Below are 23,328 nucleotides of genomic sequence, written 5' to 3'. Positions count from 1 at the left end.
CACACTTTATCAAGGTCAAAACCACTCAATTTACTACTAATTTACTACTTATGAATGAGCTTTGATACGACGATTTATCCTTGAAAAGTGAAGATATAAAGATACTTCCAATAAAATTTGAATATTTAATAGGTAGACACTTCAAAAAATGAGGTGTCTATTTTTTTACCCGATTTTGAAAGGAAGTGAACTTATGAAAACAAAAAATCAAGAATCAAAAGGTCGTTCCCCACTCTTTAAGACCATCAAACATTCATTCAGCCAATAAAAAAGAAAGGATAGGTAAAAATATGGAACTTAAATTTGTGATTCCCAACATGGAAAAAACATTCGGCAATTTAGAATTTGCTGGCGAGGATAAAGTCGTTCAGCGAAGAATCAACGGACGGCTAACTGTCTTATCAAGAAGCTATAATCTCTATTCTGATGTTCAAAGAGCAGATGATATTGTGGTGGTGCTTCCTGCTGAAGCTGGCGAAAAACATTTCGGCTTTGAGGAACGTGTGAAGTTAGTCAATCCACGTATTACCGCAGAGGGCTACAAAATCGGCACTCGTGGTTTTACAAATTACCTTTTACATGCTGACGACATGATAAAAGAATAAAGAAAGAGAGGAAAAATGATGAGATTAGCAAATGGCATTGTATTAGATAAAGACACGACTTTTGGAGAATTGAAATTCTCTGCTCTACGTCGTGAAGTGAGAATCCAAAATGAAGACGGGTCGGTTTCAGATGAAATCAAGGAACGTACCTATGACTTAAAATCCAAAGGACAAGGACGCATGATTCAAGTAAGTATTCCTGCCAGCGTGCCTTTGAAAGAGTTTGATTATAACGCACGGGTGGAACTTATCAATCCCATTGCGGACACCGTTGCTACTGCCACCTATCAAGGAGCAGATGTTGACTGGTATATCAAGGCAGACGATATTGTGCTGACAAAGGATTCTAGTTCATTCAAAGCTCAACCACAAGCAAAGAAAGAACCGACACAAGACAAATAGTCGCTAGGTAGAAAGGAGACTTTTTCGCATGAAACAGCGTGGTAAAAGGATTCGCCCATCTGGTAAAGATTTAGTCTTTCATTTTACGATAGCGTCACTCCTGCCTGTTTTCCTGCTGGTTGTCGGACTGTTTCATGTGAAGACAATCCAGCAGATCAACTGGCAGGATTTTAACCTATCACAAGCAGATAAGATTGACATTCCCTATTTAATTATCAGTTTCAGTGTCGCAATTCTTATCTGCTTGCTGGTAGCGTTTGTATTCAAACGGGTTCGCTATGATACGGTTAAACAACTTTACCACCGTCAAAAACTGGCAAAGATGATACTTGAAAACAAGTGGTATGAATCTGAACAGGTCAAAACAGAGGGTTTCTTTAAAGATAGTGCTGGTCGTACAAAGGAAAAGATAACCTACTTCCCTAAAATGTATTATCGACTTAAAAATGGCTTGATACAGATACGGGTGGAAATCACGCTGGGAAAATATCAAGACCAACTCTTACACTTGGAAAAGAAATTAGAGAGTGGCTTGTACTGTGAGCTGACGGATAAAGAGTTAAAGGATTCCTATGTGGAATATACTTTGCTCTATGACACCATAGCCAGTCGTATTTCTATTGATGAAGTAGAAGCTAAAGATGGTAAACTTCGCTTAATGAAAAACGTATGGTGGGAATATGATAAGCTCCCTCATATGTTGATTGCTGGTGGTACAGGTGGCGGTAAAACTTACTTTATACTGACACTGATTGAAGCCTTGCTTCATACAGATTCAAAACTGTATATTCTTGACCCGAAAAATGCTGACCTTGCGGACTTAGGTTCTGTGATGGCAAATGTCTACTATAGAAAAGAAGACTTGCTTTCTTGCATTGAAACATTCTATGAAGAAATGATGAAACGTAGTGAGGAAATGAAGCAGATGAAGAACTATAAGACTGGCAAAAATTATGCTTACTTAGGTCTCCCGGCACACTTCTTAATCTTTGATGAATACGTCGCTTTCATGGAAATGCTGGGAACAAAAGAAAACACCGCAGTTATGAATAAGCTGAAACAGATTGTCATGTTAGGTCGTCAAGCTGGCTTCTTTCTAATACTGGCTTGTCAACGTCCAGACGCAAAATATTTAGGCGACGGAATCCGTGATCAGTTTAATTTCAGAGTGGCTTTAGGTCGTATGTCTGAAATGGGCTATGGCATGATGTTTGGCAGTGACGTACAAAAGGATTTCTTCTTAAAGCGAATCAAAGGTCGTGGCTATGTTGATGTAGGAACAAGTGTCATATCAGAGTTTTATACTCCCCTTGTACCAAAAGGATATGATTTCTTGGAGGAAATTAAAAAGTTATCCAACAGCAGACAGTCCACGCAGGCGACGTGCGAAGCGGAAGTCGCAGGTGTGGACTGATCTTGCTGGCTGGTGTGGCAATAGCCACGCCAGCACTTAACCCCCCGTATCTAACAGGGGGGTACAAATCGACAGGAAACAGTCAAAAAAACATTAGAAAATCCTTTGGTTACAAGGGATTTACAAAATTTCAGCGTATGTCAAATGGGCTTTAAAAGTTGACATACGCCTTTTTGATTGGAGGGATTTTTACTGAATGAACAAACTTGGTTACAGCATTTAAAAGAAAAACGCTTGGCTTATGGACTATCTCAAAACCGTTTAGCTGTTGCGACTGGTATTACAAGGCAGTATCTAAGCGATATTGAAACAGGAAAAGTCAAGCCATCAGAGGATTTACAGCAGTCCCTTTGGGAAGCTCTGGAACGCTTCAATCCCGACGCTCCCCTTGAAATGCTGTTTGATTATGTAAGGATTCGCTTTCCGACAACAGACGTACAGCAGGTGGTCGAAAACATCTTACAACTGAAACTGTCCTATTTTCTTCATGAGGACTATGGTTTCTATTCTTATTCAGAGCATTATGCTTTAGGCGACATATTCGTCCTTTGCTCCCATGAACTGGACAAAGGAGTTCTGGTGGAATTGAAAGGTCGTGGGTGCAGACAATTTGAAAGCTATCTTCTGGCACAACAAAGAAGCTGGTATGAGTTCTTTATGGACGTTTTGGTGGCTGGCGGTGTGATGAAACGCCTTGACCTTGCCATTAACGATAAGACAGGGATTTTGAATATCCCTGTACTCACTGAAAAGTGCCAACAGGAAGAATGTATCTCCGTCTTCCGCAGTTTTAAAAGCTATCGCAGTGGCGAACTGGTACGCAAAGAGGAAAAGGAATGTATGGGAAACACCCTCTATATCGGTTCATTACAAAGTGAAGTTTATTTCTGTATCTATGAAAAGGACTACGAGCAGTACAAGAAAAATGATATTCCCATTGAAGACGCAGAAGTAAAAAACCGTTTTGAGATTCGATTGAAAAATGAGCGTGCCTATTATGCAGTCCGTGATTTACTCGTCTATGACAATCCAGAGCATACCGCCTTTAAAATTATCAATCGGTATATCCGTTTTGTAGATAAAGACGATTCCAAACCTCGTTCTGATTGGAAACTGAATGAAGAATGGGCTTGGTTTATTGGGAACAATCGTGAACGATTAAAACTAACCACAAAACCAGAGCCTTACTCCTTCCAAAGGACGCTGAACTGGCTATCTCATCAAGTTGCCCCGACCTTAAAGGTTGCGATTAAACTTGATGAAATCAACCAGACGCAGGTTGTAAAAGACATTCTCGACCATGCGAAACTGACAGACCGACACAAGCAGATTTTGAAGCAACAGTCAGTAAAAGAACAGGACGTGATAACAACAAAAAAATAACTCAAATACAAATTCATTGAATATAGAGAGGAGAACATTTTTATGAATTTTGGACAAAACCTTTATAACTGGTTTCTATCAAACGCTCAATCACTGGTGCTTTTAGCAATCGTTGTGATTGGCTTGTATCTTGGCTTCAAGCGTGAGTTTAGCAAACTGATTGGCTTTTTAATTATTGCGATTATTGCGGTTGGCTTAGTCTTCAACGCTGCTGGAGTAAAAGACATTTTACTAGAGCTATTCAATCGCATTATTGGTGCTAAAATAAAACCGTTCTTTTGTGGAATATAAGTGGTTTTCTTATGTTCCGCAAAGGAATGGTACACCAAACGAAGTGCGGTAGGGATTTTTGAATCTCTACAAAGAAAGGACGTGAATATATGGACGATATGCAAGTCTATATTGCGAATTTAGGCAAATACAATGAGGGCGAATTGGTCGGTGCGTGGTTTACCTTTCCCATTGACTTTGAGGAAGTCAAAGAGAAAATCGGCTTGAATGATGAATATGAGGAATACGCCATTCATGACTACGAGTTACCCTTTACGGTTGACGAATACACTTCCATTGGCGAACTCAATCGACTATGGGAAATGGTATCGGAATTACCCGAAGAATTACAATCGGAGCTATCTGCTCTGCTCACTCATTTTTCAAGCATTGAGGAACTAAGCGAACATCAAGAGGATATTATCATTCATTCCGATTGTGATGATATGTATGACGTGGCACGCTACTACATTGAAGAAACGGGTGCTTTAGGCGAAGTACCAGCTAGTCTTCAAAACTATATTGATTATCAAGCCTATGGTCGGGATTTAGACCTTTCAGGAACGTTTATCTCAACCAATCATGGGATTTTTGAAATCGTCTATTAAATCTGTCGGTACATTACTACTGGCAGATTTTCTATTTTACGGGGTGGCTCAATCAGCTACCCCTATTTTTTATGAAAGGATTGATTACATGAAGAAAATACGAAGCTATACCAGTATCTGGTCTGTGGAAAAGGTACTGTATTCTATCAATGATTTTAGACTTCCGTTTCCCATAACCTTTACGCAAATGACATGGTTTGTCGTGTCACTCTTTGCAGTGATGATACTTGGCAACTTGCCCCCTCTTTCCATGATAGAGGGAGCATTTCTCAAATACTTTGGGATTCCTGTGGCTTTCACATGGTTTATGTCTACAAAAACTTTTGATGGTAAAAAGCCTTATGGATTTTTGAAGTCTGTCATTGCTTATGCACTGCGACCAAAGCTGACCTATGCAGGAAAAAAAGTAACGCTTGGCAGAAACCAGCCACAAGAAGCCATTACAGCAGTTAGGAGTGAATTTTATGGCATATCCAATTAAATACATTGAAAACAATCTCGTCTGGAATAAAGACGGGGAATGTTATGCTTACTATGAGCTTGTTCCTTACAATTACTCATTTCTAAGTCCAGAACAGAAAATACAAGTGCATGATTCTTTCAGACAGCTTATCGCACAAAATCGTGATGGCAAAATTCATGCTTTACAAATCAGTACAGAATCCAGCATACGTTCTGCACAAGAGCGTTCCAAAAATGAAGTCACTGGCAAGCTCAAAGCGGTTGCCTATGACAAAATCGACCAACAGACAGACGCTTTAATATCCATGATTGGCGAAAATCAAGTGAACTACCGTTTCTTTATCGGCTTTAAGTTGCTTCTCAACGATCAGGAGTTTTCTATGAAAAGTCTTACCGTTGAAGCAAAAAATGCTTTGTCTGATTTTGTCTATGATGTGAACCATAAGCTGATGGGCGATTTTGTTAGTATGAGTAATGATGAAATCCTGCGTTTTCAGAAGATGGAAAAGCTCTTAGAAAATAAAATCTCTCGTCGTTTCAAAATCCGCAGGTTAGATAAGGACGACTTCGGCTATCTGATTGAACACCTTTACGGACAGACAGGCACTGCCTATGAAGAGTATGAGTACCATCTATCAAAGAAAAAGCTGGATAATGAAACGCTGATTAAATACTATGACTTGATTAAGCCTACTCGCTGTTTGGTGGAAGAAAAACAGCGATATTTGAAAATCCAGCAGGAAGATGAAACCGTCTATGTAGCTTACTTTACCATTAACAGCATTGTCGGAGAACTGGACTTCCCGTCCTCTGAAATCTTCTACTACCAGCAACAGCAATTTACATTCCCGATTGATACGTCAATGAATGTGGAAATTGTAGCGAATCGTAAAGCCCTATCTACTGTCCGCAATAAAAAGAAAGAACTGAAAGACTTGGATAACCACGCTTGGCAAAGTGATAATGAAACCAGCTCCAATGTGGCGGAAGCTCTGGAAAGTGTGAATGAGCTGGAAACCAATTTAGACCAAAGCAAGGAATCTATGTACAAGCTGTCTTATGTGGTAAGGGTATCAGCAAATGATCTTGACGAACTCAAACGTCGTTGTAATGAAGTGAAAGATTTTTATGACGATTTAAGCGTAAAACTGGTACGACCATTTGGGGATATGCTCGGCTTACATGAAGAATTTTTACCTGCCAGCAAGCGTTATATGAATGATTATATTCAATACGTGACCTCTGATTTCCTCGCTGGTTTAGGTTTTGGTGCTACTCAAATGCTGGGGGAAAATGAGGGGATTTATGTTGGCTACAGCTTAGATACTGGACGCAATGTCTATCTGAAACCTGCTCTTGCCAGTCAAGGGGTTAAGGGTTCAGTAACCAATGCGTTAGCGTCGGCTTTTGTTGGTTCGCTGGGTGGTGGTAAATCCTTTGCGAATAACCTTATCGTCTATTATGCGGTGCTTTATGGGGCACAAGCAGTGATTGTAGACCCAAAAGCAGAACGTGGCAGATGGAAAGAAACCTTGCCAGAGATTTCCCATGAAATCAATATCGTCACTCTGACTTCTGATGAGAAAAACAAAGGCTTACTTGACCCTTATGTGATTATGAAAAATCCCAAAGATTCTGAATCACTGGCTATTGATATTCTGACATTCCTTACGGGGATTTCCTCTCGTGATGGGGAACGCTTCCCAATCCTTAGAAAAGCCATTCGTGCAGTAACCAATAGTGAAGTACGAGGGTTGATGAAAGTGATTGAGGAATTACGGGTTGAGAATACGCCACTAAGTACCAGTATAGCCGACCATATCGAAAGTTTTACAGACTATGACTTTGCACATTTATTATTCAGTAATGGTTATGTGGAGCAGTCTATCAGCTTAGAAAAACAACTGAACATTATACAGGTTGCGGACTTGGTACTTCCCGACAAGGAAACTTCCTTTGAGGAATATACCACTATGGAGCTTTTATCCGTTGCTATGCTGATTGTCATTAGTACCTTTGCTTTAGACTTTATCCATACAGACCGAAGCATTTTCAAGATTGTAGATTTAGACGAAGCATGGAGCTTTTTACAGGTAGCACAAGGAAAAACACTATCTATGAAGCTGGTTCGGGCTGGTCGTGCTATGAACGCTGGGGTATATTTCGTGACCCAAAATACAGACGACCTCTTAGATGAAAAACTGAAAAATAACCTCGGCTTAAAATTTGCATTTCGTTCCACTGACCTTAACGAGATTAAAAAGACCTTAGCCTTTTTTGGTGTAGACCCAGAGGACGAAAACAATCAGAAGCGATTGCGTGATTTGGAAAACGGGCAATGCCTTATCAGTGATTTATATGGTCGTGTCGGTGTGATACAGTTCCACCCTGTATTTGAAGAACTGCTCCATGCCTTTGATACCAGACCACCTGTGCGAAAAGAGGTGTAAATGTGAAACCATCAATAGTAAACAGAATAAAATCAAACTGGACGCTGAAACGTCTAGGTAAAGTGGCAATGACAGTGGCTTTCACACTTGTGATTGCCATTTTTCTTTTAGCCATGCTGGGAACGGTGGTTCAAGCTGCGGGCTTGGTAGATGATACGGTCAATGTGGCAAATGAATACAGCCGATACCCACTTGAAAACTATCAACTGGATTTTTATGTGGATAATAGCTGGGGCTGGCTTCCGTGGAACTGGTCGGACGGGATTGGAAAACAGGTCATGTATGGACTATATGCCATTACCAATTTTATTTGGACAATCAGTTTGTATGTTTCCAATGCGACAGGTTACTTAGTACAGGAAGCCTATTCCTTAGACTTCATTTCCGCTACAGCAGATTCCATTTGTAAGAATATGCAGACCTTAGCTGGTGTGAGTGCAAACGGATTTTCAACAGAGGGTTTCTATGTTGGATTCCTCTTACTCTTGATTTTGGTTCTTGGGGTTTATGTTGCCTATACGGGACTGATAAAGAGAGAAACCACAAAGGCAATTCATGCCATTATGAATTTTGTGCTGGTGTTTATCCTATCGGCTTCCTTTATTGCCTACGCTCCCGACTACATTAAAAAAATCAATGACTTTTCATCAGACATCAGTAATGCCAGTTTATCACTTGGCACGAAGATTGTCATGCCCCATTCCGATAGTCAAGGCAAGGACAGCGTGGACTTAATCAGAGATAGCCTGTTTTCCATACAGGTTCAGCAACCGTGGCTACTGCTTCAATACAACAGTTCAGACATTGAAAGTATCGGTATTGACCGTGTGGAAAGCCTGCTCTCCACCAGCCCAGATTCCAACAATGGCGAAGACAGAGAAAAAATTGTTGCGGAAGAAATTGAAGACAGAAGCAATACCAATCTAACCATTACAAAGACCATTAACCGTTTAGGTACAGTCTTCTTCCTATTTGTCTTCAATATTGGGATTTCCATATTTGTATTCCTATTAACAGGAATCATGATTTTCTCGCAGGTACTTTTTATCATCTATGCTATGTTTCTGCCTGTGAGCTTTATTTTAAGCATGATTCCATCATTTGATGGTATGTCAAAACGAGCCATAACAAAGCTCTTTAATACCATTTTGACACGAGCTGGAATCACATTGATTATTACGACAGCATTTAGTATTTCAACCATGCTCTATACCTTATCGGCTGGTTATCCGTTCTTTTTGATTGCTTTTCTACAGATTGTGACCTTTGCAGGAATCTACTTCAAGCTGGGCGATTTAATGAGTATGTTTTCTCTACAGAGTAACGATTCTCAAAGTGTGGGAAGTCGTGTGATGAGAAAACCTCGTATGCTTATGCACGCTCACATGCACCGTCTACAGCGGAAACTTGGACGTTCCATGACTACTCTAGGGGCTGGGTCTGCCATTGTTACAGGTAAAAAAGGACAGTCGGGTTCGGGGAGTTCTGCAAGGACACAAGCAGATCACTCCCGACCAGACGGAAAGGAAAAATCAACACTTGGAAAACGTATCGGTCAAACCATCGGTACAGTAGCTGATACCAAAGACAGAATGGTAGACACTGCTAGTGGTTTGAAAGAACAGGTTAAAGATTTGCCGACCAATGCAAGATATGCAGTATATCAAGGAAAATCCAAAGTAAAAGAGAATGTCCGTGATTTAACCAGTAGTATTTCTCAAACCAAAGCGGACAGAGCCAGTGGACGCAAGGAACAGCAGGAACAAAGGCGAAAAACCATTGCGAAGCGTCGCTCTGAAATGGAACAGGTCAAACAGAAAAAACAGCCTGCTTCTTCTGTTCATGAAAGACCGACTACAAGACAAGAACAATATCATGATGAACAGACCTCAAAACAGTCTAATATTCAGACTTCATATAAGGAATCTCAACAAGCCAAACAAGAGCGTCCAGCAGTTAAGTCCGATTTTTCAAGTCCAAAAGTGGAACGCCAAGGCAATACCGTTCAAGAAAAAACCGTTCAAAAGCCAGCAACTTCAACCACTACAGCAGATAGAACTTCACAACGTCCAATCACAAAAGAACGTCCGTCTACTGTTCAAAGAGTACCACTACAAAATACAAGAAGTAGACCACCAATCAAAACCGCCACCATTAAGAAAGTCGGTAAGAAACCATGAAGTTGAAAACTTTAGTGATTGGTGGTTCTGGATTATTCTTGATGGTCTTCTCACTGCTTCTGTTTGTTGCCATTTTATTTTCAGATGAACAGGACAGCGGAATTTCCAATATTCATTATGGAGGTGTGAATGTTTCCGCAGAAGTGCTGGCTCATAAGCCTATGGTAGAAAAATATGCCAAAGAATATGGCGTTGAAGAATATGTCAACATACTTCTTGCGATTATACAGGTGGAATCGGGCGGTACTGCGGAAGATGTTATGCAGTCCTCGGAATCCCTCGGTCTTCCACCTAATTCATTGAGTACAGAAGAATCCATTAAGCAAGGTGTGAAGTATTTCAGTGAATTATTAGCCAGTAGCGAAAGGCTCAGTGTAGATTTAGAATCGGTTATCCAGTCCTACAATTATGGTGGTGGTTTCTTAGGGTATGTGGCTAATCGTGGAAATAAATATACCTTTGAACTGGCTCAAAGTTTCTCAAAAGAGTATTCAGGTGGCGAAAAAGTGTCTTACCCCAATCCCATAGCCATACCTATCAATGGGGGCTGGCGATACAACTATGGCAATATGTTTTATGTGCAACTGGTAACGCAGTATCTTGTCACAACAGAGTTTGATGATGATACGGTACAAGCCATCATGGACGAAGCACTGAAATATGAGGGCTGGCGATACGTTTACGGTGGAGCTTCCCCGACTACTTCTTTTGATTGTAGCGGACTGACACAATGGACGTATGGAAAAGCTGGAATTAACTTACCACGAACCGCACAACAGCAATATGATGTGACCCAGCATATCCCACTATCGGAAGCACAAGCTGGCGATTTGGTTTTCTTTCATTCTACCTATAACGCTGGCTCTTATATTACTCATGTTGGGATATACCTTGGCAATAACCGTATGTTTCATGCAGGCGACCCAATCGGTTATGCCGACTTAACAAGCCCCTACTGGCAACAGCATTTAGTGGGAGCAGGACGAATCAAACAATGAGAAAGGAAGATTTAATGATGAAATTTAGAAAAAATCAGAATAAAGAAAAACAGATACCAAAGGAAAAGAAACCTCGTGTCTATAAGGTCAATCCTCATAAAAAGGTTGTGATTGCCTTGTGGGTACTTTTAGGGCTTAGTTTCAGCTTTGCGATATTCAAGCACTTTACAGCTATAGATACTCATACTATTCACGAAACAACTATCATAGAAAAGGAATACGTTGATACTCATCATGTAGAAAATTTTGTAGAGAACTTTGCGAAAGTCTACTATTCATGGGAGCAATCCGATAAGTCCATTGATAATCGAATGGAAAGTCTAAAAGGCTATCTGACAGATGAACTTCAAGCTCTCAATGTTGATACAGTACGCAAAGATATTCCTGTATCGTCTTCTGTAAGAGGATTTCAGATATGGACGGTAGAGCCAACTGGCGACAATGAGTTTAATGTAACCTACAGTGTAGACCAGCTCATTACAGAGGGAGAAAATACAAAGACCGTCCACTCTGCTTATATAGTGAGTGTCTATGTAGATGGTTCTGGAAATATGGTACTGGTTAAGAATCCGACCATTACCAACATACCTAAGAAATCAAGTTATAAACCAAAAGCCATTGAAAGTGAGGGGACGGTTGATTCCATTACAACCAATGAAATCAATGAGTTTTTAACGACGTTCTTCAAGCTCTATCCTACAGCGACAGCCAGTGAACTTTCCTACTATGTGAATGACGGGATATTAAAACCAATCGGAAAAGAGTACATCTTTCAAGAACTGGTAAATCCTATTCACAATCGTAAGGATAATCAAGTCACGGTATCGCTGACAGTGGAGTATATCGACCAGCAGACCAAAGCAACGCAGGTATCTCAATTTGATTTGGTACTTGAAAAGAACGGGAGTAATTGGAAGATTATAGAATAACAAATATTGGTACATTATTACAGCTATTTTGTAATCACGTACTCTCTTTGATAAAAAATTGGAGATTCCTTTACAAATATGCTCTTACGTGCTATTATTTAAGTATCTATTTAAAAGGAGTTAATAAATATGCGGCAAGGTATTCTTAAATAAACTGTCAATTTGATAGTGGGAACAAATAATTGGATGTCCTTTTTTAGGAGGGCTTAGTTTTTTGTACCCAGTTTAAGAATACCTTTATCATGTGATTCTAAAGTATCCGGAGAATATCTGTATGCTTTGTATGCCTATGGTTATGCATAAAAATCCCAGTGATAAGAGTATTTATCACTGGGATTTTTATGCCCTTTTGGGCTTTTGAATGGAGGAAAATCACATGAAAATTATTAATATTGGAGTTTTAGCTCATGTTGATGCGGGAAAAACTACCTTAACAGAAAGCTTATTATATAACAGTGGAGCGATTACAGAATTAGGAAGCGTGGACAAAGGTACAACGAGGACGGATAATACGCTTTTAGAACGTCAGAGAGGAATTACAATTCAGACAGGAATAACCTCTTTTCAGTGGGAAAATACGAAGGTGAACATCATAGACACGCCAGGACATATGGATTTCTTAGCAGAAGTATATCGTTCATTATCAGTTTTAGATGGGGCAATTCTACTGATTTCTGCAAAAGATGGCGTACAAGCACAAACTCGTATATTATTTCATGCACTTAGGAAAATGGGGATTCCCACAATCTTTTTTATCAATAAGATTGACCAAAATGGAATTGATTTATCAACGGTTTATCAGGATATTAAAGAGAAACTTTCTGCCGAAATTGTAATCAAACAGAAGGTAGAACTGTATCCTAATATGTGTGTGACGAACTTTACCGAATCTGAACAATGGGATACGGTAATAGAGGGAAACGATGACCTTTTAGAGAAATATATGTCCGGTAAATCATTAGAAGCATTGGAACTCGAACAAGAGGAAAGCATAAGATTTCAGAATTGCTCCTTGTACCCTGTTTATCATGGAAGCGCAAAAAGCAACATAGGGATTGAGCAGCTTATAGAAGTGATAACGAATAAATTTTATTCATCAACATACAGAAAGAAGTCTGAACTTTGCGGAAATGTCTTCAAAATTGAATATTCGGAAGAAAGACAACGTCTTGCATATGTACGCCTTTATGGCGGAATCCTGCATTTGCGGGATTCGGTTAGAATATCGGAAAAGGAAAAAATAAAAATTACAGAAATGTATACTTCAATAAATGGTGAATTATGTAAAATTGATAAGGCTTATTCCGGGGAAATTGTTATTTTGCAAAATGAGTTTTTGAAGCTAAATAGTGTTCTTGGAGATACAAAGCTATTGCCACAGAGAGAGAGAATTGAAAATCCGCTCCCTCTGCTGCAAACAACTGTTGAACCGAGCAAACCTGAACAGAGAGAAATGTTGCTTGATGCCCTTTTGGAAATCTCAGATAGTGATCCGCTTCTACGATATTACGTGGATTCTACGACACATGAAATTATACTTTCTTTCTTAGGGAAAGTACAAATGGAAGTGATTAGTGCACTGTTGCAAGAAAAGTATCATGTGGAGATAGAACTAAAAGAGCCTACAGTCATTTATATGGAGAGACCGTTAAAAAATGCAGAATATACCATTCACATCGAAGTGCCGCCAAATCCTTTCTGGGCTTCCATTGGTTTATCTGTATCACCGCTTCCGTTGGGAAGTGGAATGCAGTATGAGAGCTCGGTTTCTCTTGGATACTTAAATCAATCATTTCAAAATGCAGTTATGGAAGGGATACGCTATGGTTGTGAACAAGGATTGTATGGTTGGAATGTGACGGACTGTAAAATCTGTTTTAAGTATGGCTTATACTATAGCCCTGTTAGTACCCCAGCAGATTTTCGGATGCTTGCTCCTATTGTATTGGAACAAGTCTTAAAAAAAGCTGGAACAGAATTGTTAGAGCCATATCTTAGTTTTAAAATTTATGCGCCACAGGAATATCTTTCACGAGCATACAACGATGCTCCTAAATATTGTGCGAACATCGTAGACACTCAATTGAAAAATAATGAGGTCATTCTTAGTGGAGAAATCCCTGCTCGGTGTATTCAAGAATATCGTAGTGATTTAACTTTCTTTACAAATGGACGTAGTGTTTGTTTAACAGAGTTAAAAGGGTACCATGTTACTACCGGTGAACCTGTTTGCCAGCCCCGTCGTCCAAATAGTCGGATAGATAAAGTACGATATATGTTCAATAAAATAACTTAGTGTATTTTATGTTGTTATATAAATATGGTTTCTTGTTAAATAAGATGAAATATTTTTTAATAAAGATTTGAATTAAAGTGTAAAGGAGGAGATAGTTATTATAAACTACAAGTGGATATTGTGTCCTGTATGTGGAAATAAAACACGATTAAAGATAAGGGAAGATACTGAATTAAAAAAATTCCCCCTCTATTGTCCGAAATGCAGACAAGAAAATTTAATTTCATTAAATTTAGCGTCAAGCGTGTTTAAAAAAATTCGCTTCGCTCATGTAATTAGAAAAGGAAGAGAGGTGATTATCATGGCAATATTTCATTTATCTTTAAGTATAGCTAAAAGAAATGGAGGGGAGAGAAGTTTAATTGCAATGGCTGCGTATAGAAGTGGTGAACGCTTGTATAGTGAATTATACGAAAAGCATAATTACTATAATCATATGTTTTAATCAAGTTTAGGAGGAATTAATTATGAAGTGTAATGAATGTAACAGGGTTCAATTAAAAGAGGGAAGCGTATCATTTTCACAATCGAATTTACGACACAACCAAATTTTAATTTGGCTTTGCATTTTATCTTTTTTTAGCGTATTAAATGAAATGGTTTTGAACGTCTCATTACCTGATATTGCAAATGATTTTAATAAACCACCTGCGAGTACAAACTGGGTGAACACAGCCTTTATGTTAACCTTTTCCATTGGAACAGCTGTATATGGAAAGCTATCTGATCAATTAGGCATCAAAAGGTTACTCCTATTTGGAATTATAATAAATTGTTTCGGGTCGGTAATTGGGTTTGTTGGCCATTCTTTCTTTTCCTTACTTATTATGGCTCGTTTTATTCAAGGGGCTGGTGCAGCTGCATTTCCAGCACTCGTAATGGTTGTAGTTGCGCGCTATATTCCAAAGGAAAATAGGGGTAAAGCATTTGGTCTTATTGGATCGATAGTAGCCATGGGAGAAGGAGTCGGTCCAGCGATTGGTGGAATGATAGCCCATTATATTCATTGGTCCTATCTTCTACTCATTCCTATGATAACAATTATCACTGTTCCGTTTCTTATGAAATTATTAAAGAAAGAAGTAAGGATAAAAGGTCATTTTGATATCAAAGGAATTATACTAATGTCTGTAGGCATTGTATTTTTTATGTTGTTTACAACATCATATAGCATTTCTTTTCTTATCGTTAGCGTGCTGTCATTCCTGATATTTGTAAAACATATCAGGAAAGTAACAGATCCTTTTGTTGATCCCGGATTAGGGAAAAATATACCTTTTATGATTGGAGTTCTTTGTGGGGGAATTATATTTGGAACAGTAGCAGGGTTTGTCTCTATGGTTCCTTATATGATGAAAGATGTTCACCAGCTAAGTACTGCCGAAATCGGAAGTGTAATTATTTTCCCTGGAACAATGAGTGTCATTATTTTCGGCTACATTGGTGGGATACTTGTTGATAGAAGAGGTCCTTTATACGTGTTAAACATCGGAGTTACATTTCTTTCTGTTAGCTTTTTAACTGCTTCCTTTCTTTTAGAAACAACATCATGGTTCATGACAATTATAATCGTATTTGTTTTAGGTGGGCTTTCGTTCACCAAAACAGTTATATCAACAATTGTTTCAAGTAGCTTGAAACAGCAGGAAGCTGGTGCTGGAATGAGTTTGCTTAACTTTACCAGCTTTTTATCAGAGGGAACAGGTATTGCAATTGTAGGTGGTTTATTATCCATACCCTTACTTGATCAAAGGTTGTTACCTATGGAAGTTGATCAGTCAACTTATCTGTATAGTAATTTGTTATTACTTTTTTCAGGAATCATTGTCATTAGTTGGCTGGTTACCTTGAATGTATATAAACATTCTCAAAGGGATTTCTAAATCGTTAAGGGATCAACTTTGGGAGAGAGTTCAAAATTGATCCTTTTTTTATAACAGGAATTCAAATCTTTTTGTTCCATTAAAGGGCGCGATTGCTGAATAAAAGATACGAGAGACCTCTCTTGTATCTTTTTTATTTTGAGTGGTTTTGTCCGTTACACTAGAAAACCGAAAGACAATAAAAATTTTATTCTTGCTGAGTCTGGCTTTCGGTAAGCTAGACAAAACGGACAAAATAAAAATTGGCAAGGGTTTAAAGGTGGAGATTTTTTGAGTGATCTTCTCAAAAAATACTACCTGTCCCTTGCTGATTTTTAAACGAGCACGAGAGCAAAACCCCCCTTTGCTGAGGTGGCAGAGGGCAGGTTTTTTTGTTTCTTTTTTCTCGTAAAAAAAAGAAAGGTCTTAAAGGTTTTATGGTTTTGGTCGGCACTGCCGACAGCCTCGCAGAGCACACACTTTATGAATATAAAGTATAGTGTGTTATACTTTACTTGGAAGTGGTTGCCGGAAAGAGCGAAAATGCCTCACATTTGTGCCACCTAAAAAGGAGCGATTTACATATGAGTTATGCAGTTTGTAGAATGCAAAAAGTGAAATCAGCTGGACTAAAAGGCATGCAATTTCATAATCAAAGAGAGCGAAAAAGTAGAACGAATGATGATACTGTCCCTAAGACCGTACTAACAGAAGAACAGGAAGAAAAACTGTTAGCCTTTGCAAAAGCTGATAAAACCTACAGCAAAAATTATGATGAAATTCTGATACTCTTAAAAACAGGTCTTCGTATTTCAGAGTTTGGTGGTTTGACACTTCCAGATTTAGATTTTGAGAATCGTCTTGTCAATATAGACCATCAGCTATTGAGAGATACTGAAATTGGGTACTACATTGAAACACCAAAGACCAAAAGTGGCGAACGTCAAGTTCCTATGGTTGAAGAAGCCTATCAAGCATTTAAGCGAGTGTTAGCGAATCGAAAGAATGATAAGCGTGTTGAGATTGATGGATATAGTGATTTCCTCTTTCTTAATAGAAAGAACTATCCAAAAGTGGCAAGTGATTACAACGGCATGATGAAAGGTCTTGTTAAGAAATACAATAAGTATAACGAGGATAAATTGCCACACATCACTCCACATAGTTTGCGACATACATTCTGTACCAACTATGCAAATGCAGGAATGAATCCAAAGGCATTACAGTACATTATGGGACATGCTAATATAGCCATGACGCTGAACTATTACGCACATGCAACATTCGATTCTGCAATGGCAGAAATGAAACGCTTGAATAAAGAGAAGCAACAGGAGCGTCTTGTTGCTTAGTAGTACAAATGAATTTACTACTTATTTACCACTTCTGACAGCTAAGACATGAGGAAATATGCAAAGAAACGTGAAGTATCTTCCTACAGTAAAAATACTCGAAAGCACATAGAATAAGGCTTTACGAGCATTTAAGAAAATATAAAAAGATAATTAGAAATTTATACTTTGTTTAAAATAAAAAATTTTGAAATATTGTGATTAGCTTTGAATGAACAGGAATCAATCTGGAAAAGAAAATGCAGGCCAATCATTTTGCTTATGATAAAATAATCCGTATACTGAAAGTTAAAGATGATAAAATTAGTTACAAATACCTAAGAAGGAGTAGATATGATTAAATTTCAACATATAAGTAAAAATTATGGCAAGACTGCTATTTTAAAAAATATTTCAATGCAAATAAATACAGGCGAATTCATTTGCTTAGTTGGACCAAGTGGTAGTGGGAAAACGACTTTATTAAAGACGGTTAATCGACTAGTCACTCCTGATAATGGTCAAATTTTATTAGATAATCAATCAATTAATCAGTGGCAATTAAGAGAGTTACGCTTGCAAATTGGTTACGTGATTCAGCAGATTTCCTTATTTCCACATATGACTGTCTATGAAAATATTACTTTAATTCCCGAATTAAAAAAAATTCCTAAAGCTAAATGGCCGGAAATGGCAAATTTTTGGCTCAAAAAGGTTGGTCTAAATCCAAAAGAAGTCTTACATCGTTATCCCAAAGAGTTATCTGGTGGGCAACAACAGCGTGTCGGTATTGTGCGAGCATTAATTACGCAACCTAAGATATTATTGATGGACGAACCATTTAGTGCTTTGGATCCGTTAAGTCGTCAACAGTTACAGGACTTGCTCAAACAATTGCATGAAGAATTACATTTAACTGTTCTTTTTGTTACGCATGATATGGATGAAGCATTAAAGCTAGCTGATCGAATTGCAGTATTACAAAACGGTGAGCTAGTCCAATTTGCTAGTCCTTCAGATATTCAAAGCGATCCGCAAAATGCATTTGTTGCACAGGTTTTGAAAGGACGTGAATATGATGCCTAGCCTTTTACAAGCAATTTTTCAACATTTACAACTTTCTATGAGTGCATTGTTATTAGCAAGCCTCTTAGCAATTGGTTTAGCTTTAATTTTACAACCCTTTAAGCGTGTAGTTGCAGTTATTTTACAAATTACCGGAATTATGCAGACCATTCCCTCATTAGCCTTATTAGGATTATTTATTCCGTTTATGGGCATTGGCTTTACACCATCTTTAATTGCACTTATCATTTATGGGATTTTTCCTATATTACAAAATACGCTAGTTGGTCTAGCTAACGTTGATCCAAGTCTGGATGAGGCAGCGCGAGCCTTTGGAATGACGCGATGGGAGCGATTAAAAAAATTATCTTTGCCATTGGCTATGCCGATGATTTTATCTGGTATCCGGACTTCTGCCATCATGATTATAGGGACAGCTACACTTGCGGCTTTAATTGGAGCAGGTGGTCTAGGAACGTATATTTTATTGGGAATCGATCGTCAAGATAATCAGTTGATTTTAATTGGAGCGCTTGCTTCGGCAGGATTAGCAATATTATTTAGTTTTTTATTACAATGGCTTCAACGATTGAAGCTTAAGCAAGTTGGGATTACCTTTGTTAGTTTGATTGCCATAACAGGTTTAACTTTTGTGCCGTTCTTTTTACAAACACAAACCAATAATACAATCGTAATTGCTGGTAAATTAGGTGCTGAACCCAACATCTTAATACATATGTACAAACTATTAATTGAAGACCAGTCAGACTTGCATGTAGAATTAAAAGAAAATCTAGGAAAAACAAGTTTTTTATATCAAGCGTTAAAAAAAGGCTCAATTGATCTTTATCCAGAATTTACAGGAACGATTACGAGCACTTTATTGAAGCAAACACCAACAACTTCGACTGATCCTAAAACAGTTTATCAACAGGCAAAAAAAGGCATTTATCGGCAAGATCATTTAGTTTATTTGCAACCTATGGCCTATCAGAATACTTATGCATTAGCTGTACCAAAAAATTATGCTAAACAACATCAATTAAAGAAGATTAGTGACTTAAAAAAGGTAGAAAATCAAGCCATTGCTGGTTTTACCTTAGAATTTAACCAACGAAAAGATGGTAACCTCGGTTTACAAGAAAAATATCAGCTTTCTTTACAAGTCAAGACGATGGAACCTGCTTTACGCTATAAAGCACTTGAGCAAGGAAGTATTCAAATTGCTGATGTCTATTCAACTGATAGTGGCATCAAGAGATACAATCTAGTTTTACTTAAAGACGATCTTCAGCTTTTTCCACCTTATCAAGGAGCACCTTTAATTCGTGAGACTACCTTGAAAAAATATCCTGAATTAAAGAAAATATTAAATCAATTAGCTGGAAAAATTACTGAAGAGCAAATGCAACAGATGAATTACCAAGTCGATGTATTGAAAAAAAGTCCGCAAAAAGTGGCAAAGGAATTTTTGATAAGGCAACATTTGTTAAAAAATAGATAATTTTTACTTGCCCTGGAGCGTGCTCTAGGGTTTATTATTTATTTGTGAGGTGAAAATGATGAATATTAAAAAAGCAGCAGAATTATTTGGTTTAAGTGTGGATACGCTTAGATACTATGAACGAATTGGCGTGATTCCACCAGTTAAGCGCAATGAAAGTGGCTATCGCGAATATTCAGTGAATGATCTAAATTGGATTTATCTAGCAAAAAATTTACGTCATGCAGGTTTATCAATTGAATCGCTAATCGAATTCGTACAGCTGGCTCAAATGCGCGAGAAAACCAATGTAGCTGAGGCGCAGAAACAAATTCTACATGAACAGTTGGCTGAATTAAATGAAAAAATTCAAGAAATGGAACAAGTTAGAGCGTTGTTAAGTTATAAAATAGAAACTTATGATGAACTTTTGGCAAAATTTCAAGAAGGTAAGATGAATGAGAATACAATTGAAAAACTCTGGGAGAAAAAATTCTAAAATCACTTGCCATGGAGTTTATGCCAAAGTTTAGAATAAAATATATCAAGTAAAAGGAGAATCATAAAAATGAACACAATTGAATTAAATAATGGAGTAGTTATGCCACAATTAGGTTACGGAGTGTACCAAATTCCAGCAGAACAAACTGCAGAAGCTGTATATCAAGCAATTAAGGCAGGATATCGTTTGATTGACACTGCAGCGGTATATGGAAATGAAAAAGAAACAGGGGAAGGAATTAAGAGAGCGATTGAAGAAGGCATCGTTACAAGAGAAGAGTTATTTGTCACTTCTAAATTATTTATCTTACAAGCACCTGAAAATCGTGCAAAAGAAACTGTAGAACATTCATTAAAAGTGATGGGATTAGATTATTTAGACTTATATTTAATTCATCAGCCTTATGGGGATATTTATGGTGCTTGGCGTGCCCTAGTTGCTTTACAAAAAAGTGGAAAATTACGTGCGATTGGTATTTCTAATTTTAAATCGGCGAAAATGATTGAATTTGTTGGTTTAAATGAAGTAAAACCGCAAATTAATCAAATTGAAGTTAATCCATGGTATCAAAGAAATGTTGATCAAGAATGGCATGAAAAATATGGTGTACAAATCGAAGCCTGGGCGCCATTTGCAGAAGGTCGTCATGAATTGTTTACGAATCCGATATTAACTGAAATTGGTCAAAAATATCATAAATCAGTAGGACAAGTTGTATTGCGATGGTTGATGCAAAGAGGCATTGTAGCTTTGGCAAAATCAGTTCGACCTGAAAGAATGGCAGAAAACATTGATATTTTTGATTTTGAGTTATCTAGTGATGATATGGAAGTGATTGCTAACTTGGATTTACGAGAATCAGCATTTTTTGATCATGACGCACCTCAACAAGTCGAATGGTTTATGCAAAGAATGTTAGCAACAGAGGAATAATTGAGTAAACAAAAATTATCCATTCGTTTTAGTCGAAAGGTGAGAAAGTTGAAATATAAACATCAATTGTGGTGAGGAGAATGAAATGCACAAAAAGCAGGGGTTGATTTTACCTATTACATTATTTTCATATTTTTTATTTTAATGGATAACTCGATTATTTTTACGAGCTCATTACAAATTGGCGAGATTTTTCGTTTTTCACCAACTGAATTATCATGGGTATCCAGTGCCTTGACCAATACCATGCATCAAATTGGAGGACCATTGGGATTGGCAATTATTGTTTGAAACGCAAGCCAATTTAAGACGAAAATGATGTTAATTGCTTGTTATACGGCTGTTGCGATTGTTATCATTGTATTTGGCATGCTAAAAAAGAATAGATGAAAAAAGGACGGTTTGGTGTCGTCCGTTTTATCATTTCCAAAAACCGAAATCTTTCTTTTTGACTTCTTCTATGCTATAAAGTTTGGCTAAGCGCTTGAGTTCAGAAGAAAGATTTTCATATAATGCATTCCCGCCGCCTAAATTTTTTATAGCGGCTTTCAGATATAGATTATATTCCTCGATTGTTAATTTTTCTGGCTTTTCAGACATGGACATCACCTCAAACCAATTATAACACGTTTTGTAGAAAAGGTTTACATCGGAATGTTAAGATTATTTTACATACGATTAGTACAAAGTAGCTGATTTTTATTCGGTTTTATGCTAGAATTTAAGCAACTACTTGAGATTTTTTTCTTTTAGTAGCATTTTTTCGTCAGCAAGCGACTGATAATATTTTTAAAAAGGAGTGTCCTACTTGGATTATAAGGCATTTGACCCAGAATTATGGCAAGCAATTGAAAATGAAGGCGTTCGTCAACAAAACAATTTGGAATTAATTGCGTCTGAAAATATTGTTTCTAAAGGCGTTTTAGCAGCGCAAGGCAGTATTTTAACAAATAAATATGCAGAAGGTTATCCAAATAAACGTTACTATGGTGGTTGCGAATTTGTTGATGTTGTGGAAACTTTAGCTATCGAACGTGCAAAAGAACTTTTTGGTGCAAAATTTGCAAACGTGCAACCTCACTCCGGTTCACAAGCAAATACAGCTGCTTATTTAGCATTAATTGAACCTGGTGATACTGTTTTAGGTATGGACCTTTCAGCAGGCGGACATTTAACACATGGTTCACCTGTTAACTTTAGTGGCAAGACTTACCATTTTGTTGGTTATGGCGTTGATCCTACCACTGAAGTCATTGATTATGATGTTGTTCGTATTTTAGCACGCGAACACCAACCAAAATTAATCGTAGCTGGTGCCTCTGCTTACTCAAGAACGATTGATTTTGCAAAATTTAGAGAAATTGCCGATGAAGTAGGCGCAAAATTAATGGTCGATATGGCGCATATTGCTGGTCTGGTTGCTGCTGGTTTACATCCAAATCCAGTACCATATGCTGATATCGTAACAACAACTACGCACAAAACTTTACGCGGTCCTCGTGGGGGCATGATTTTGACGAATGACGAAGAATTAGCGAAAAAAGTGAATTCTGCTATTTTCCCTGGCATTCAAGGTGGCCCATTAGAACACGTGATTGCCGGTAAAGCTGTGGCATTTAAAGAAGCGTTAGATCCAAGTTTTAAAGAATACGCCCAACAAGTCATCAAGAATGCCAAGGCGATGGTGGATGTCTTTAATAATGAGCCAAAAGCCCGCTTAGTTTCTGGTGATACAGACAATCATTTATTACTAATGGAAGTGACTGGCTTTGGTCTAAATGGTAAAGAGGCTGAACATTTACTTGATTCAGTAAATATCACAGTAAACAAAAATTCTATCCCATTTGAAACATTAAGTCCATTCAAGACAAGTGGTATCCGTATTGGTACACCTGCGATTACGAGCCGTGGCTTTAAAGAAGAAGATGCTGCTAAAGTCGCTGAGTTAATCGTCAAAGTTTTATCAAATAAAGATGATGCCGATGTGCTTGCTCAAGTTAAACAAGAAGTGAAGAATTTAACGGATAAATATCCAATTTATAAAGGCTCTTTGTCAAATTGGACTGATGAGTTTTACAAAAGGAATGGGCAGAGATAGACAGCTGTTTGCTATCTCTGCTCTTTTTGTTATTTCGATTCAATTAAACCATTCATC

The 23,328-nt window shown here is 37.8% G+C and carries 20 protein-coding genes and 5 pseudogenes; 24 read left to right on the top strand and 1 reads right to left on the bottom strand.

Annotated features, from left to right (window positions below):
• Positions 1–290 precede the first annotated feature (290 nt).
• The 23 genes and pseudogenes from ACTQZM_RS03070 to ACTQZM_RS02960 all read left to right on the top strand — a co-directional run.
• Positions 291–605, top strand: a complete 315-nt coding sequence (locus ACTQZM_RS03070) for a YdcP family protein (protein ID WP_000420682.1) — start codon at positions 291–293, stop codon at positions 603–605.
• A gap of 15 nt (positions 606–620) precedes the next feature.
• Entirely contained in the window at positions 621–1,007 is a 387-nt protein-coding gene (locus ACTQZM_RS03065; protein WP_000985015.1) for a YdcP family protein, read from the top strand.
• Positions 1,008–1,035: 28 nt separating this feature from the next.
• On the top strand, positions 1,036–2,421 hold the full coding sequence (locus tag ACTQZM_RS03060) for an FtsK/SpoIIIE domain-containing protein (RefSeq protein WP_000813488.1): 1,386 nt from the start codon (positions 1,036–1,038) through the stop codon (positions 2,419–2,421).
• Between the two features lie 177 nt (positions 2,422–2,598).
• Positions 2,599–3,804, top strand: coding sequence for a MobT family relaxase (gene mobT, locus ACTQZM_RS03055; RefSeq protein ID WP_000398284.1), 1,206 nt, complete (start codon positions 2,599–2,601; stop codon positions 3,802–3,804).
• Positions 3,805–3,846: 42 nt separating this feature from the next.
• Positions 3,847–4,095 carry a hypothetical protein gene (locus ACTQZM_RS03050; protein WP_441652859.1) on the top strand — a complete coding sequence of 83 codons (249 nt, stop codon included), beginning with the start codon at positions 3,847–3,849 and terminating at the stop codon, positions 4,093–4,095.
• A gap of 89 nt (positions 4,096–4,184) precedes the next feature.
• Entirely contained in the window at positions 4,185–4,682 is a 498-nt protein-coding gene (locus ACTQZM_RS03045) for an antirestriction protein ArdA (protein ID WP_000342539.1), read from the top strand.
• Positions 4,683–4,770: 88 nt separating this feature from the next.
• Positions 4,771–5,163 (top strand): conjugal transfer protein, encoded by a 393-nt coding sequence (locus ACTQZM_RS03040; protein ID WP_000723888.1) that lies wholly within the window; start codon positions 4,771–4,773, stop codon positions 5,161–5,163.
• Positions 5,147–7,594 (top strand): ATP-binding protein, encoded by a 2,448-nt coding sequence (locus tag ACTQZM_RS03035; RefSeq protein ID WP_000331160.1) that lies wholly within the window; start codon positions 5,147–5,149, stop codon positions 7,592–7,594. The genes ACTQZM_RS03040 and ACTQZM_RS03035 overlap by 17 nt, the downstream gene beginning before the upstream one ends.
• A 2-nt stretch (positions 7,595–7,596) precedes the next feature.
• Positions 7,597–9,774: a CD3337/EF1877 family mobilome membrane protein gene (locus tag ACTQZM_RS03030; RefSeq protein WP_441652858.1), complete on the top strand. Its 2,178-nt coding sequence runs from the start codon at positions 7,597–7,599 to the stop codon at positions 9,772–9,774.
• A complete protein-coding gene (locus ACTQZM_RS03025) occupies positions 9,771–10,772 on the top strand; it encodes a bifunctional lytic transglycosylase/C40 family peptidase (protein WP_000769868.1) in 1,002 nt (333 codons plus the stop codon). Before ACTQZM_RS03030 ends, ACTQZM_RS03025 begins: the two co-directional genes overlap by 4 nt.
• Complete coding sequence (locus tag ACTQZM_RS03020; protein ID WP_001224318.1) at positions 10,769–11,701, top strand: conjugal transfer protein; 933 nt, start codon at positions 10,769–10,771, stop codon at positions 11,699–11,701. The genes ACTQZM_RS03025 and ACTQZM_RS03020 overlap by 4 nt, the downstream gene beginning before the upstream one ends.
• A 313-nt stretch (positions 11,702–12,014) precedes the next feature.
• Positions 12,015–12,062, top strand: a pseudogene (locus ACTQZM_RS03015) (hypothetical protein); the annotation flags it as partial.
• 15 nt (positions 12,063–12,077) lie between these two features.
• Positions 12,078–13,997, top strand: a complete 1,920-nt coding sequence (gene tet(M) / locus ACTQZM_RS03010) for a tetracycline resistance ribosomal protection protein Tet(M) (protein WP_281955975.1) — start codon at positions 12,078–12,080, stop codon at positions 13,995–13,997.
• Positions 13,998–14,097: 100 nt separating this feature from the next.
• Positions 14,098–14,226 (top strand): annotated as a pseudogene (locus ACTQZM_RS03005) (cysteine-rich KTR domain-containing protein); the annotation flags it as partial.
• 72 nt (positions 14,227–14,298) lie between these two features.
• Positions 14,299–14,442, top strand: coding sequence for a hypothetical protein (locus ACTQZM_RS03000; RefSeq protein WP_158409719.1), 144 nt, complete (start codon positions 14,299–14,301; stop codon positions 14,440–14,442).
• A gap of 22 nt (positions 14,443–14,464) precedes the next feature.
• Complete coding sequence (tet(L), locus tag ACTQZM_RS02995; RefSeq protein WP_047342058.1) at positions 14,465–15,880, top strand: tetracycline efflux MFS transporter Tet(L); 1,416 nt, start codon at positions 14,465–14,467, stop codon at positions 15,878–15,880.
• Between the two features lie 563 nt (positions 15,881–16,443).
• Positions 16,444–16,503 (top strand): annotated as a pseudogene (locus tag ACTQZM_RS02990) (hypothetical protein); the annotation flags it as partial.
• Between the two features lie 21 nt (positions 16,504–16,524).
• A pseudogene (locus ACTQZM_RS02985) lies at positions 16,525–17,211 on the top strand (site-specific integrase); the annotation flags it as partial.
• 333 nt (positions 17,212–17,544) lie between these two features.
• A complete protein-coding gene (locus ACTQZM_RS02980) occupies positions 17,545–18,276 on the top strand; it encodes an ATP-binding cassette domain-containing protein (RefSeq protein ID WP_441652857.1) in 732 nt (243 codons plus the stop codon).
• Positions 18,269–19,759, top strand: coding sequence for an ABC transporter permease/substrate-binding protein (locus tag ACTQZM_RS02975; protein WP_248621203.1), 1,491 nt, complete (start codon positions 18,269–18,271; stop codon positions 19,757–19,759). The genes ACTQZM_RS02980 and ACTQZM_RS02975 overlap by 8 nt, the downstream gene beginning before the upstream one ends.
• 58 nt (positions 19,760–19,817) lie before the next feature.
• A complete protein-coding gene (locus tag ACTQZM_RS02970; RefSeq protein ID WP_441652856.1) occupies positions 19,818–20,237 on the top strand; it encodes a MerR family transcriptional regulator in 420 nt (139 codons plus the stop codon).
• 69 nt (positions 20,238–20,306) lie between these two features.
• Positions 20,307–21,173: an aldo/keto reductase gene (locus ACTQZM_RS02965; RefSeq protein ID WP_248621201.1), complete on the top strand. Its 867-nt coding sequence runs from the start codon at positions 20,307–20,309 to the stop codon at positions 21,171–21,173.
• An 85-nt stretch (positions 21,174–21,258) separates the two neighbouring features.
• A pseudogene (locus tag ACTQZM_RS02960) lies at positions 21,259–21,419 on the top strand (MFS transporter); the annotation flags it as partial.
• Between the two features lie 174 nt (positions 21,420–21,593).
• On the opposite strand, the gene ACTQZM_RS02955 reads toward ACTQZM_RS02960, so the two are convergent.
• Positions 21,594–21,773 carry a hypothetical protein gene (locus ACTQZM_RS02955; protein ID WP_441652855.1) on the bottom strand — a complete coding sequence of 60 codons (180 nt, stop codon included), beginning with the start codon at positions 21,771–21,773 and terminating at the stop codon, positions 21,594–21,596.
• Positions 21,774–21,981: 208 nt separating this feature from the next.
• Here ACTQZM_RS02955 and glyA point away from each other — a divergent pair, with 208 nt between their 5' ends.
• On the top strand, positions 21,982–23,271 hold the full coding sequence (gene glyA / locus ACTQZM_RS02950) for a serine hydroxymethyltransferase (RefSeq protein WP_441652854.1): 1,290 nt from the start codon (positions 21,982–21,984) through the stop codon (positions 23,269–23,271).
• Positions 23,272–23,328: the final 57 nt, after the last annotated feature.

The organism is Enterococcus cecorum (assembly GCF_052119425.1).
GTDB lineage: Bacteria > Bacillota > Bacilli > Lactobacillales > Enterococcaceae > Enterococcus_E > Enterococcus_E cecorum_C.
The sequence above is the reverse complement of the archived record's forward strand: the minus strand, read 5'-3'. Positions and strand labels throughout refer to the sequence as shown.

What these genes read in the sequence shown, in the direction of transcription:
- ACTQZM_RS02980 (WP_441652857.1), top strand. Translation starts at nt 17,545, where the DNA reads ATGATTAAATTTCAACATATAAGTAAAAATTATGGCAAGACTGCTATT.
- ACTQZM_RS02965 (WP_248621201.1), top strand. Translation starts at nt 20,307, where the DNA reads ATGAACACAATTGAATTAAATAATGGAGTAGTTATGCCACAATTAGGT.
- ACTQZM_RS03025 (WP_000769868.1), top strand. Translation starts at nt 9,771, where the DNA reads ATGAAGTTGAAAACTTTAGTGATTGGTGGTTCTGGATTATTCTTGATG.
- ACTQZM_RS03040 (WP_000723888.1), top strand. Translation starts at nt 4,771, where the DNA reads ATGAAGAAAATACGAAGCTATACCAGTATCTGGTCTGTGGAAAAGGTA.
- ACTQZM_RS02975 (WP_248621203.1), top strand. Translation starts at nt 18,269, where the DNA reads ATGCCTAGCCTTTTACAAGCAATTTTTCAACATTTACAACTTTCTATG.
- ACTQZM_RS03000 (WP_158409719.1), top strand. Translation starts at nt 14,299, where the DNA reads ATGGCAATATTTCATTTATCTTTAAGTATAGCTAAAAGAAATGGAGGG.
- ACTQZM_RS03035 (WP_000331160.1), top strand. Translation starts at nt 5,147, where the DNA reads ATGGCATATCCAATTAAATACATTGAAAACAATCTCGTCTGGAATAAA.
- ACTQZM_RS03020 (WP_001224318.1), top strand. Translation starts at nt 10,769, where the DNA reads ATGAGAAAGGAAGATTTAATGATGAAATTTAGAAAAAATCAGAATAAA.
- ACTQZM_RS03060 (WP_000813488.1), top strand. Translation starts at nt 1,036, where the DNA reads ATGAAACAGCGTGGTAAAAGGATTCGCCCATCTGGTAAAGATTTAGTC.
- ACTQZM_RS03070 (WP_000420682.1), top strand. Translation starts at nt 291, where the DNA reads ATGGAACTTAAATTTGTGATTCCCAACATGGAAAAAACATTCGGCAAT.
- ACTQZM_RS03065 (WP_000985015.1), top strand. Translation starts at nt 621, where the DNA reads ATGATGAGATTAGCAAATGGCATTGTATTAGATAAAGACACGACTTTT.
- ACTQZM_RS02955 (WP_441652855.1), bottom strand. Translation starts at nt 21,773, where the DNA reads ATGTCTGAAAAGCCAGAAAAATTAACAATCGAGGAATATAATCTATAT.
- ACTQZM_RS02970 (WP_441652856.1), top strand. Translation starts at nt 19,818, where the DNA reads ATGAATATTAAAAAAGCAGCAGAATTATTTGGTTTAAGTGTGGATACG.
- ACTQZM_RS03045 (WP_000342539.1), top strand. Translation starts at nt 4,185, where the DNA reads ATGGACGATATGCAAGTCTATATTGCGAATTTAGGCAAATACAATGAG.
- ACTQZM_RS03050 (WP_441652859.1), top strand. Translation starts at nt 3,847, where the DNA reads ATGAATTTTGGACAAAACCTTTATAACTGGTTTCTATCAAACGCTCAA.